The sequence below is a fragment of the Pseudanabaena sp. PCC 6802 genome, from assembly GCF_000332175.1.
GTDB lineage: Bacteria > Cyanobacteriota > Cyanobacteriia > Pseudanabaenales > Pseudanabaenaceae > PCC-6802.
In genome coordinates, this window is record NZ_KB235910.1 from 258,369 (window position 1) to 271,169 (window position 12,801).

The 12,801-nt window shown below is 47.5% G+C and carries 11 protein-coding genes and 1 pseudogene; 8 read left to right on the plus strand and 4 right to left on the minus strand.

Annotated elements, in window-relative coordinates:
- The first annotated feature begins 8 nt into the window (after positions 1–8).
- The 5 genes and pseudogenes from PSE6802_RS0101200 to PSE6802_RS0101220 all read left to right on the plus strand — a co-directional run.
- Complete coding sequence (locus PSE6802_RS0101200; RefSeq protein WP_019498253.1) at positions 9–1,112, plus strand: glycosyltransferase; 1,104 nt, start codon at positions 9–11, stop codon at positions 1,110–1,112.
- Between the two features lie 21 nt (positions 1,113–1,133).
- Entirely contained in the window at positions 1,134–2,612 is a 1,479-nt protein-coding gene (cysS, locus tag PSE6802_RS0101205; protein WP_019498254.1) for a cysteine--tRNA ligase, read from the plus strand.
- 59 nt (positions 2,613–2,671) lie between these two features.
- A complete protein-coding gene (locus tag PSE6802_RS27290; protein ID WP_019498255.1) occupies positions 2,672–2,989 on the plus strand; it encodes a DUF2281 domain-containing protein in 318 nt (105 codons plus the stop codon).
- On the plus strand, positions 2,976–3,329 hold the full coding sequence (locus PSE6802_RS0101215) for a type II toxin-antitoxin system PemK/MazF family toxin (RefSeq protein ID WP_019498256.1): 354 nt from the start codon (positions 2,976–2,978) through the stop codon (positions 3,327–3,329). Before PSE6802_RS27290 ends, PSE6802_RS0101215 begins: the two co-directional genes overlap by 14 nt.
- 58 nt (positions 3,330–3,387) lie before the next feature.
- Positions 3,388–3,543, plus strand: a pseudogene (locus PSE6802_RS0101220) (CysS/YqeB C-terminal domain-containing protein); the annotation flags it as partial.
- A 45-nt stretch (positions 3,544–3,588) separates the two neighbouring features.
- Here PSE6802_RS0101220 and ppsA read toward each other — a convergent pair.
- Complete coding sequence (gene ppsA / locus PSE6802_RS0101225; RefSeq protein ID WP_019498258.1) at positions 3,589–6,039, minus strand: phosphoenolpyruvate synthase; 2,451 nt, start codon at positions 6,037–6,039, stop codon at positions 3,589–3,591.
- A gap of 233 nt (positions 6,040–6,272) precedes the next feature.
- On the opposite strand from ppsA, the gene PSE6802_RS0101230 reads away from it, so the two are divergent.
- A complete protein-coding gene (locus PSE6802_RS0101230) occupies positions 6,273–6,794 on the plus strand; it encodes a CAP domain-containing protein (RefSeq protein WP_019498259.1) in 522 nt (173 codons plus the stop codon).
- 231 nt (positions 6,795–7,025) lie between these two features.
- On the opposite strand, the gene PSE6802_RS0101240 is transcribed toward PSE6802_RS0101230, so the two are convergent.
- The 3 genes from PSE6802_RS0101240 to PSE6802_RS0101250 form a co-directional block, all read right to left on the minus strand.
- The gene (locus tag PSE6802_RS0101240) at positions 7,026–8,885 is read right to left on the minus strand and encodes a tetratricopeptide repeat protein (protein WP_019498261.1); all 1,860 of its coding nucleotides are present in this window, start codon (positions 8,883–8,885) and stop codon (positions 7,026–7,028) included.
- 223 nt (positions 8,886–9,108) lie between these two features.
- The gene (galE, locus tag PSE6802_RS0101245) at positions 9,109–10,104 is read right to left on the minus strand and encodes a UDP-glucose 4-epimerase GalE (RefSeq protein WP_019498262.1); all 996 of its coding nucleotides are present in this window, start codon (positions 10,102–10,104) and stop codon (positions 9,109–9,111) included.
- Positions 10,105–10,373: 269 nt separating this feature from the next.
- A complete protein-coding gene (locus PSE6802_RS0101250) occupies positions 10,374–10,517 on the minus strand; it encodes a high light inducible protein (protein WP_019498263.1) in 144 nt (47 codons plus the stop codon).
- A gap of 123 nt (positions 10,518–10,640) precedes the next feature.
- Between PSE6802_RS0101250 and PSE6802_RS0101255 the strand changes: the two genes are divergently transcribed.
- Both PSE6802_RS0101255 and PSE6802_RS0101260 read left to right on the plus strand, forming a co-directional pair.
- Positions 10,641–11,852, plus strand: a complete 1,212-nt coding sequence (locus tag PSE6802_RS0101255) for a zeta toxin family protein (protein ID WP_202950663.1) — start codon at positions 10,641–10,643, stop codon at positions 11,850–11,852.
- An 8-nt stretch (positions 11,853–11,860) separates the two neighbouring features.
- Positions 11,861–12,784, plus strand: a complete 924-nt coding sequence (locus tag PSE6802_RS0101260) for a bestrophin family protein (RefSeq protein ID WP_019498265.1) — start codon at positions 11,861–11,863, stop codon at positions 12,782–12,784.
- The last annotated feature ends 17 nt before the right edge of the window (positions 12,785–12,801 follow it).

Below are 12,801 nucleotides of genomic sequence, written 5' to 3' on the forward strand. Positions count from 1 at the left end.
CATCGCGCATGAATAAGAAGCGCTGGCTGTTCTACGCGGTCAATGGTTTGGGCTTAGGGCATCTCACCCGTCTCATGGGACTAGCCCATCAACTGCGGCAGCGATCGCCGGAATCGCAGTTCCTATTTCTAACTTCGTCGGAAGCAGAATCTCTACTGTGGCAAGAAGGCTTTGCTAGCGTCAAAGTCCCATCACAAGCGGCATGTCGCCGCAGCGGTTTAAACTACAGCACTTACGTCTGCCTGTTGCATACAGTGGTAACCAATGCGATCTCTGCCTTCCGCCCGCACGTTCTGATTGTCGATACTTTCCCAGCGGGTTCAGCGCAGGAACTCTTGCCCGTCCTGCGGTGGGAGGGACGGCGAGTATTTATCTATCGCGAGCAAAAATCGGCGGTATGCGGTGAAAAATGGTTTCAGGATTTGCTGGCCATGTACGACCTGATTTTGGTACCCCATACCAAAGGCGAGGTAGAATTGCCCGTGCCGCCGCACGTCCCAGTAGAGTGGGCGGGTCCCATGCTGTTGCGATCGCAAATGGAGGCACTCGACCCCAAACAAGCCCGCTCGCGCTTGCAGCTCCCCCTGGAGGGGCAGTTGCTATACGTTGGGTTTGGCGGTGGCGGCGATCCGGAATACGAACAGTTACTGGCATGGGTGTTGGCACAGGCAGAATGCTTGCCACAGTGGCAGTTTGTCTGTGCTCGCCCGCCCTTAGGCAATATATCGGCAGTGGCAGCCAATTTGTCGAACGCGCCTAACGTGCAGCAAATTAGCTACTATCCGCTGGCGGAGTGCTGGGGTGCTTTTGATGCCGCGATCGCCGCAGCGGGATACAACACTGCCGCCGAATTATTACACAATGGTATACCAACTATTTGGGTTCCCTTACCGCGACAGGTTGACGATCAGGTATGCCGCGCCCAGCGTATTGCTGAAAGTCAGGCAGGTTGGATGGTAAATCCATACGATAGCGAAACGCTGCGGGCAACTTTGTTGCAGCTAAATGATGCATCGGTGCGATCGCGCGTTGCCGCTAAAGCCAAACAAATAGTTACTGGCAATGGTGCGGCATATGCAGCCGATTACTTGCTAAGCTGGATAAGATCTTAGGAGATTTCTCATTAGCCAATCATGACCTTCCGTATCTACAACAGCATCACGCGCAAGAAAGCAGAATTTCATCCCCTAGAGGCGGGAAAAGTCAAAATGTATGTTTGCGGGGTGACTGTGTACGACTACTGCCATCTCGGTCATGCCCGTGCCTATGTGGTATGGGATATGGTACGGCGCTATCTATCCACTAAATATCAGGTGCGCTACGTCCAGAATATTACGGATATAGACGACAAAATTCTCAATCGAGCCAAAGAACGCGGCAAGACGATGGAGGAGATTGCGGAGGAATACATTCATGCCTATAACGAGGATATGGCAAGGCTGAATATCCTACCTGCGGACGAATATCCCCGCGCTACAGAATCTATTCCCGCCATTATCGATCTAATCGAGCAGTTGATTGACAGCGAACACGCCTACGCCGTTGATGGCGATGTCTATTATGCCGTGCGTCGATTCCCCAGCTACGGCAAGCTATCCGGTCGCAAATTAGAAGACATGCAAGCAGGAGCCAGCGGTCGCGTTGATGCCACCGAACTGCACAAGCGCTATCCGTTTGATTTTGCGCTCTGGAAAGCAGCAAAGCCTGGCGAGCCTTTTTGGGAATCACCTTGGGGTAAGGGGCGACCGGGCTGGCATATTGAATGCTCGGCAATGGTGCGATCGCGCCTCGGCGACAGTATCGACATCCACGCTGGTGGTGCGGATTTGCAGTTCCCCCACCACGAAAATGAAATCGCGCAATCGGAAGCAATAACGCATAAGCCTTTAGCAAATTACTGGATGCACAATGGTTTCGTGAATATTGAGGGCGAGAAGATGTCAAAATCCCTCAATAATTTCACGACAATTCGCGCTCTGCTAGAGCATTACGATCCGATGGCAGTGCGCTTATTCATCCTGCAATCCCACTATCGCCAACCAATTGATTTTACTGAGGATGCGATTAATGCGGCGACTAAAGCATGGGAAACAATTCAAGATGGCTTGCTATTCGGGTCTGAGTTTGGCAAACAATTAGGATGGAAGGATATTCCAGAGAAACTATTAAATAGCGAATATGTAACGCGATTCACCGAAGCAATGGATGACGATCTCAATACCTCGGTGGCGATCGCCACAATTTTCGAGCTAGCCAAAACCCTGAAGACCGAGCGCAATATTCTCATCCATTCTGGTAAAACCGAGATCGCACCTCGCGAATTAGCTCAGATTTGGCAAACCTTATTACACCTTACTCAAATATTGGGCTTAGAAGCTCATCATAGGGAAGCAACTTCTAGTACTACCTTATCAATTAATAAGGGGATTCAACCTGAAGCAGAAGTTATCAAAGCTAGTGAAAGCCAAAGGGTTGAATTGTTAATTCAGCAACGCAAGGAAGCAAGACAAGCCAAGCACTGGAAAGAAAGCGATCGCATCCGCGACGAACTAAAAGCAATGGGAATTACACTAATCGACCAGCCTGATGGTTCGACTCGCTGGCATCGCTGAGAAGGCAAGCTAAATAATGTCTGCAATTGTACGATATCATGAGATGAGACGAGCTGTATATGTTAGCTAACAACACAGATAGGGAAAAAGAGTCTACGGATATGGAAAAAGCAATGGTTGCACATTTTCGTGAATTACCATCCGCTCAACAACGTGAAGTTCTAGACTTTGTGGAATTTCTGGCTCATAAGTTAGCCACAACAAAGCAACAAACATTAACTCTGCTTGAAATTGCCAAACTTCCCATTGCAGAACGACATAAACTGCTCGCTCCATCAATCTCTGCTACGGCTGATGATTTTTTATACGACCCTGAACTGACTGAGTTCTCAATACTAGACGGAGAAGACTGGGAGATCGAGCATGAACGATCCTAAAAGAGGAGATATTTGGCTAGTACAACTCGATCCAACTAGAGGCCAAGAGATTCAAAAAACAAGACCTGCATTGATTGTGAGTTCCGATCTGTTCAGCACTATCCCTATGAGAATTATTATTCCCATCGCTACATGGCAACCGAAATTCCAAAATCGCCCTTTCATGGTTCCCATTCTCAAAACAGAACAAAATGGTCTGGACGTGGACTCAGCAGGAAACGTGTTACAAGTGCGTAGCGTGACTACAGAAAGATTTGTGCGATGTTTAGGCAGTGTTTCAGTAAAAGTTCTCAAGGAAGTGGTGGCTGGATTAATTATTTGTGTTGACTATGAATTGTAATTCTTGTTTGGTAAACAAACCGGACAGTAGCCCAACCTCGGATACTGCGTCAGATAAAATCTCAGATGAGCAAATCGAACAGGCGATCGCGCGAAGACTAGCTGCTAGAAGAGCTAAGAATTTTGCCGAGAGCGATCGCATTCGCGACGAACTAAAAGCAATGGGAATTACCCTAATCGACCAGCCTGATGGTTCCACTCGCTGGCATCGCTAAGCATTATAGCGGTTTTCATCTGAAAACCGCTATATACAGTTTACTTTAGAGAGTTTGGTTAACTTGCTCCTCCACCTTAGCTAATTCCAGGATTGTCTTCAACACCGAATCAGGATTCAGGCTGATCGAGTCAATGCCCTGTTCTACCAGGAACCTGGCGAATTCGGGATAATCGCTGGGAGCTTGGCCGCAGATCCCGATCTTGCGATTGTTTTGCTTGGCTTTGGCGATCGCCATAGCGATCGTTTGCATCACAGCCTCATTGCGTTCGTCAAAAAGACCTGCAACTAGAGCCGAATCGCGATCGAGACCGAGAGTTAGCTGCGTGAGGTCGTTGGAGCCAATCGAGAAGCCGTCAAATACCTCACTAAATCGATCTGCTAAGATCGCATTGCTGGGAATCTCGCACATCACGTAGACTTGCAGTCCATTCTCGCCGCGCCTTAAACCGTGTTTCTCCATCTCAGCCAGTACCTTCCGTCCCTCCTCTGGGGTGCGACAGAAAGGAATCATGGGAATTACGTTAGTCAAACCCATCTCATCTCTGACGCGCTTCAGGGCTTGGCACTCCAATCCATAGGCTTCCCGATACTTGGGATCGTAATAGCGCGACGCACCCCGCCAACCTATCATGGGATTCTCTTCTTCAGGCTCAAATTGCCTGCCACCTTGTAGATTGGCGTATTCATTGCTCTTGAAATCAGACATCCTTACCACTACAGGATTGGGGTAAAAGGCTGCCGCGATCGTGCCGATCCCGTGGGCGAGCTTATCGACAAAGAAATCTGATTTGCGATCGTAGAGAGCGGTAAGCGTGGCAATCTCTCGTTTGACCTGTGGATCTGAGATTTCATCGAAATGGATGAGTGCCAGCGGATGCGTCTTAATATGGTTGGCAATAATGAACTCTAATCTCGCTAAGCCCACACCATCGCAGGGAATTGACGACAGACCGAATGCCTCTTCGGGATTGCCCACATTCATCAAGATCTTCGTCTTCAGTTTCGGTAGTCGATCCAGCGTAGTTTCCTGGACGTGGAATCCCAGGCGACCAGCATAAACTTTGCCTTCCTCTCCTTCAGCACAGGATGCCGTTACGGCTTGACCGTTGGTCAACCGCTGCGTGGCATCGCCACAGCCCACGATCGCAGGGATACCCATTTCACGGGCAATGATCGCGGCATGGCACGTACGCCCTCCCTGGTTGGTAATAATGGCACTTGCCTTCTTCATGATCGGTTCCCAGTCAGGGTCGGTTTTGTTGGTAACCAGTACCTCGCCAGCTTGAAATTCGTCAATTCTATGTACGTCTAAGATTACTCGTGCTTCGCCTTGCCCGATCGCTTCGCCTACCGCACGTCCCCTGACCAGAACCTCACCGCGATCGTCGAGCTTATAGGTACGCAGCACGTTACCCGATTTCTGCGATTGGACGGTTTCGGGGCGCGCCTGCACGATAAATAGCTCGCCTGTAATGCCATCCTTTGCCCATTCGATATCCATGGGTGTAGGTTTACCCCTCACGTTCGAGTAGTGCGTTTCGATCGCGCACGTCCATCGGGCTAACTCTAGAATTTCATCATCGCTAATCGCATATTTACACCTTTCCGATTCTGGCACTAAGATATTTTTGGTTTGCTTCGTACCGCCGATGTCGTAGATCATTTTGATCTCTTTTGTGCCCAGGCGCTTTTCGATAATGGGACGGAATCCTTGCATCAATGTGGGTTTAAATACGAAGTATTCATCGGGATTCACTGCCCCCTGTACGACATTTTCGCCCAGACCATAGGCAGCAGTGACTAACACGGCATTCTTAAACCCTGTTTCCGTATCGATCGAAAAGATCACGCCAGAGGCGGCAAGATCGGAACGTACCATCTTCTGCACCCCTACGGATAGGGCGACATCGAAATGATCGAAGCCCTTAAGCGTGCGATAGGAAATCGCACGATCGGTAAATATAGAAGCAAAGCAACAATGACAGGCATCCAACACGGCTTTTAACCCGTGCACGTTTAGATAGGTTTCCTGCTGCCCTGCAAAACTGGCATCGGGTAAATCTTCTGCCGTGGCGCTGGAACGTACTGCCACGTCGGTATCAGCACCGTAAATCTGGCAGAGTCGATCGTAGGCTTCCGCGATCGCATCTTGCAGATCTTGAGGGAATGGTGTCTGTAACATCAACAATCGCGCCTGTCTGCCAACCGATCGCAAGCTGTTGAGATCTTCAACATCGAGATCTGTGAATAGTAGCTGTAATTTCTCTCCTAACCCCGCAGCTTTGATAAAGTGGCGATAGCTATAGGCAGTAGTGGCAAACCCGTTTGGTACGCGCACGCCCTGAGGTGATAGCTGTTGCAGCATTTCACCTAGAGACGCATTTTTACCGCCGACGAGCGGTATATCAGCAATTCCTACTGTTTCTAAGGGTAGTACGAGTGCCTGTTCCTTGGGGATGCTAGGTAACTCACTGCCCGCAACTGCTTGCAACATAGCTTTGTTCCTCCTAGTTTTCCGCTATACCTTATATTATCTGTTTAAAATTTGAGGAACTCATGAGGATCTAGATCGAAATTTGAGGAACTCATGAGAAATTTACAAAGTCACTGCAATCGATGCTATTGAGCCAAGTAATACCAATTCTTGTGGGCGAACAACTATGTGCCTCTGCAAAAATCTGTAAATTTACTTTAGAGACTTGTGATAACACTTAATTACGGAGAATAATGAGTCAGAAATTACAGAAATTAACGATTTTTGTCATTAGCTTAGCTAGCGGGCTGTCAAATATTTGGATTCCCTCAGCGATCGCGCAATCACCGCATTTACCAGATCGTGCGATCGCTCAAACGGACGATAGTATAGCGATCGAGCGAGCCATCCACAATCGCATCAACCAGTACCGCAGTAGAAATGGCTTGTCACCCTTACGTTTAGACGAGCGCCTCAGCCAAATGGCGCGATCGCACAGCGAAGCAATGGCTGATAGGCGTGTTGCATTTGGGCACCAGGGATTTGAACGTCGCCGCAAAGCCGTTCAAAAAATGATGGAATATAGCGATATAGCTGAAAATGTTGCCTATAGTGGCGGAATCCAGCGACCGACGCAGCAAGCAGTTGAAGTATGGCTAAACAGCAGCTCTCACCGCGCCAATATAGAGGGTCAATACGATACGACAGGCATAGGAGTTGCACTCAGTCCTAATGGCAGGTACTATTTCACTCAGATTTTTGTGAAGAGGAGATAGGCTAAATGCAATCTCCGCAACGGTCAATCGAATTAGTTATCTGGCTTCAGTTATGGGTGGTGGTGCTATTTAGCATTAATCGATATCTGACGAAATATCTGTTGCTCACCCCATGCACTCGGCTCTCCAGCGATCGCAGTGGCGATCGTCAACCCCAACGAAAGTTTACGCTGCATGTGCCTTATCCCTCCATAATCTCTTTCGACTTTGTTTTTGCCATAGCTAGAGTTGCTAGTTTCTACCCTTACTGATTTCGCGCTCTAATTTACGGATCTCGTCTTTAATTTCATCACTATCCTCATTATTACTCAAAGCTAGCTTATATTCTGCCAGAGCCTCTTTCAGTTTGCCTTGTTGCTTCAGGATCTTGGCAATCGATACGTGCAATGAGCCTGGCTCTTCAGGATTAAGTTCTAGAGATTGGCGATAGGCGGCGATCGCCTCATCTTTCTTCCCTAACTCAGCTAAGACGTTGCCCAATAGCTCATAGGTGTAGGGATTGCGATCGGGATCGTTGGCGATGCCCTGACGGTATATGGCTGCTGCGTCGTTGAGCTTGCCGTTCTTTTGCAACAATTCGCCTAGATCCCAATAATGCTGGTATTCTTTGGGATCGAGTTCGATTACCTTGCGATATTGGGCGATCGCCTCATCTATTTTTCCTTGATTTTGCAAAATCTCTGCTAGGAGAGAATAACCTTCATGCTTTTGGGGCATAGCAGCAATAGCTTGTTTAGCGATCTGCACTGCTTCACCTAGTCTGCTTTGTTCGCTCAAAAAGATAACTAGTTGGTAATATGGTTGAATCTCTTGAGGCTGAGAATTGATTAATTTGCGATAAATTGCGATCCCTTCGTCATATTTCTTAGCAGCCTTAAATGCATCCGCTAAAAACACATAATATCTTAAATCCTGTGGAGAGAGTTCGATTAGCTTCTGATAGATTGCGATTACCTCATCATACTTATGAAGCGAACCTAAATGTTTCGCTAGCCTACTATAGGCTTCAGGCTTATTGGGGTTTTTGACGATCGCTTCCCGATAAATTGCTGTAGCATCTTCCGCGCCTAGATAGGCACTAGCTAAATTAGAAAAGTGAGATTCTTGGGCAATCAAAGTCGCAAAGATTGATCGTAGTTCATCCTTTTTGCCTTTAGCATGTAGGATTTGAGCTAAGTAGATATATCCCATGTCATCCTTGGGATTTAATTGAATAAAACTACGATAAATGCTTTCTGCTTTATCTAGTTGACCTTGTTGCTGGAGAAGCATTCCATAAAAAAGGTACACAAAACCATCTTTTGAATCAAGATCTATCGCTTTACTATAAGCGTTAAGAGCTTCACTTAGCTTGCCTTGCTGTTGAAGAGTGAGTCCTAATAGAGAATACAAACGACTATTTCTCGGGTTAACTTCAATTCCCCGACGATACAGAACAATAGCCTCATCCAACTTCTTCTGACGTTGCAATATAATAGCTAATTTTGAGTATGCTGCTTCATCCGTAGGTGATTTAGCAATTCGTTGTCGATATAACTCAGCAGCACGATTGTAAGCAGCTTCGGCTTCTTTTTTTCGTTGCTGGGTATCTAACACGCAGCCCAACAACTCGTATCCTTTGGGATTATTCGGATCGAGGGCGATGCTTTTTTGATACTGGGCGATCGCTTCGTCATACTTTTGTTGGTGTTTGAGGATATCCCCCGCTAGGAAATACCCAAACGTCCATTTGGGATCGTGTGCGATCGTGCGTTGCACTAGCTTGTTGGCAAGTGCCATATCGCCATTGATATGTTGCCAGAGATAACAGGAAAAGTTGTCGTCTTTTTCCCCATTGCGTCGATAGCTCAAGATCTCTTCAAATAGCTCGTCCTCTTTGTTGCGATCCTTATTGCTATTGCATTCCCTTGATTTAGTCGTTGGGTTGGCAGCAGGCGTATCGGCTTGGGGTTGTTCTGCGGCGGGGCGATCGCTTACTTGCGGCGACTGCGGCGGTAGTTCGGCATTGTCACCCCATACCTTAGGCACTCCGACTGTAACCGTGGCGATCGCGCTAGTAATTGCCAGCACAGTAGCAAATTTACGACTCATAGATATCTTTAACCCAAATACGATTGAATATTGCACGTACTATAGATGCGCATCCAACCTGGGCATCTATGTTAATCATGCTACCCAAAAACAACGGATATATAGCTATAGCCAACAGGCTTAGGACGGGGTGCAGGGGTGAAACCCCTGCGTGGGGGCGCAGCCCCCACACCCCCTGTCCTAACAGATCTGTCTATGGCTATATATCGACTATCTATAAAGATTAATTGCCATGTCTAAATTGATGCCATTGCCAAGCATGGGTCAGGATTTGTTCGAGGTCGGCATACTGCGGTTGCCAGCCCAGAATATCAATCGCCTTGGCACTGCTGCCCACCAGTACGGGCGGATCTCCAGGGCGGCGATCGCTCTCTACTACGGGAATCTCTTTGCCAGTTACTCGCCTCGCTGTATCGATAACTTGCTTCACGGAAAAGCCATTGCCATTACCCAAATTAAATACATCGCTCTCTCCGCCTTTAAGCAGATACTCCAGACCCAAGACATGGGCTGTAGCTAAATCGGTGACGTGGATGTAGTCTCGAATGCAAGTACCGTCAGGAGTAGGATAATCCAATCCGAAAATCGATACCGATTCTCGCTTACCCATTGCCGCCATCAATACCAATGGAATCAAATGCGTCTCAGGATTGTGATCTTCTCCCAATCTACCCTCAGGATCGGCACCAGCCGCGTTAAAGTAGCGGAAGCAAACCGATCGCAACCCATAGGCAACATCAAAATCCTTTAAGATCCTCTCTACCATCAGTTTAGTAGCACCATAGGGATTGATGGGATTTTGGGGACGATCTTCGGTCAAGGGGATTTTCTCGGGATTGCCGTAGGTGGCACAGGTAGAGGAAAACACAAATTGCTTAATGCCAGCATCTCGCATAGCTTCCAGTAGGGTCAGCGTTCCCACTACGTTGTTGCGATAGTATTTATCAGGAGCTTGAACCGACTCCCCCACATAGGCATAGGCAGAAAAGTGCATCACCGCCGCAAAATCGTGTTTCTGGAATAAACCGTCCAGCAGAGCGCGATCGTTTGTATCCCCCACAACTAACTCTGTCTGCAACACGCGATCGACCAGATCCTGGTGCCCGTAGACAAGATTATCTAAAATTACCACCTCGTACCCCGACTGTTGCAGTGCTAATACGGCGTGGGAGCCAATATAGCCAGCCCCACCCGTTACTAAAACCTTTGTCTTTGCCATTTGCCAAAATCGATAAACGTTTACGCACAGCGTTCAATAAGAACCCTAGCAAAGTATACCGTTTCGCGACTAAACTATTAAAGATTGCAGGTTCTAATCTGCTTTCTTTCCTTTGTCTTGTAAGATCGAAATGAATCTACTTCTCGTCGCATTTGGACTTCTATTTACCAACCCTCTAACCAAAAAAATAGAGCCTACTTGCGCAGGCTCTAAAGGGATTACTTTTTTCTAGACTTGGAGATGAAACTAGCTTTTACCGAGGATTGCGCCTACAGCAAGCCAATTTGAGACAGAATGCCATGACCAGTGAGTAATTCGGTGGCAAGACCGATTACGAAACCAAGCATTGCCAAACGACCGTTCCAAGTTTCTGAGAAGTTGTTAAAGCCGAATTTAGGTTCTGTGTTTTCCATGACCGATGAGCCTCCGCTTAAAATTTGTGTGAAGAAATGTATACCTGATTCCTTAACAATAATTCATAATTTTGGGCTTGACATACCGCCCAGGGTAGATAATCAAATTATATCGTATTGATAATGAGCAGTTATACTTATGCTAAAACCATGCTAAAAAATGCAGAAGAGCGCAGGCGCAGGCTAGATTTGTTGAACGATCGATGTGAGATGCGGCGGGACGCATCCCGAAGGGAATCGCCACTTACGCAAGCACAGTACGAGTTTCTAGAATCGCAGCTACTAAAAGATCTCCCAGAGGTAAAAGCGTTCGCGGCAGCATTTGGTATAACTCAGCAAAATGTTACCGAGTATGTACGAAGACACCTGGAGTTACTGCCAGATGTCTATACGTCATTGATACAAGCACATCCAGCTTTTAGTCGCGATCGCGATCGCACCCTCAATACTCTATGGGATTTGTGGCTACCCTTAGCCACGCGGCTGGCAGATCGGCAAAAGGCCAGATCGCGTCCTTTCGTACAGGGGATTTTAGGCGGGCAAGGTGCGGGTAAAACGACATTGGCGATCGCTCTAAAAATCCTATTGGCTCGCATGGGTCTGAGCTGCATTGGCATATCTCTCGACGATCTCTACAAAACCCATGCCGAGAGAGAGGAATTGCAACGACAAGATCCGCGTTTGATTTGGCGCGGGCCACCCGGCACGCACGATATAGATCTGGGCATACAGGTATTAGATCGATTGCGACAAGGGTTAGGGCAGGCACAAGGCGCTGTCCCTACAACAACCCCCACCCCCGAAGACCAGCAGCCCCCCATCTTCATCCCCCGGTTTGACAAGTCTAAGTATGGTGGCGATGGCGATCGCGCGGAACCAGAAGCGATAACAGGCGCAGATATCATCCTGTTTGAAGGTTGGTTTACGGGAGTGCAACCTGTAGATCCGGCAATATTTGCAACAGCACCAGAACCAATTATTACTGAAGCGGATCGTCAATTTGCGATCTCCACTAACGAACGCCTCAAAGCCTATCTGCCCCTTTGGCAAAGACTGGATAGCTTAATGCTGCTCTATCCCTCAGACTATCGCTATAGCAAGCTTTGGCGACTACAGGCCGAGCACGAGACGATCGCCAAAGGTGGTGATGGTATGAGCGATGAGGATGTTGAAAAATTTGTGGAATATTTCTGGCGAGCGCTCCACCCTGAATTATTCATTACGCCATTGATGCGCAGCCCCGATCTATGCGATCTTGTGGTAGAAATTAATATCGAGCACCAACCCGAACGCATCTATGCCCCACGCGATCGGCGATCGCGATCGAACAAGTAAGCGAGGATATGCATACAGAAAAGCGGAATTGGGTCAAAATTGCCCTTAGCTATCGAGGTTCGGTAATCCCTGAGATTTTGCCACGTGCTACATTTTGTGGTGTGTTTGGCCTTGTAATTCATCTGCTCCATACAAAAGGGTTTCCAGTATCCCTCCCCGCCCTGGACAGTCTCATTCCCAATATTGTCATGGGGCTATTGTTAGTATTTCGCACTAATACCGCCTACGATCGCTTTTGGGAAGGACGTAAAGCCTGGGGTAGTATCGTTAACTCAGTACGCAATCTGGCGCGATCGATGCTGATTGCAATTACAGAAAAGGATCCGGAAGATTTCGAGCAAAAAACAGCTACTCTGCGTTTGTTGGCAGCATTTGCAGTTTCTATGAAGCTGCATCTACGGCACGAACCCCTCAATACTCAAATAGAAGCACTCCTATCGCCATCGCAGTACGTTCAGCTTCAGAAAATGAATCACCCACCCTTAGAAATTGCTTTTTGGATTGGTGACTATTTGCAAAAGCAGCAAGAGTTGGGCAATTTGGACAGATACCAATTAACTGCCATGCAAAAGCTCCTCAATTATTTAGTGGATGCACTTGGTGTCTGCGAACGCATTCAAAAAACACCGATGCCACTCGCTTATTCCATTCATCTCAAGCAATTGTTATTAATTTATTGTCTATCGCTACCATTTCAGATGGTCAGCGCCGTGGGGTGGTTGACTGGTCCCACCGTAGCTCTCATTAGTTTTACAGTCTTTGGTATTGAAGAAATCGGCATCCAAATCGAAGATCCATTTGGACTCGATGCCAACGATCTACCTTTAGATAATATTTGCCAGAATCTACATCGCAATATCGAGGATTTAATTACGCTGGAACCAAGTCGCAGAAAATATCTCAAAGATCCTTTGGGTTCCTACCAGACCTGATTTTGAGTTATGATTTG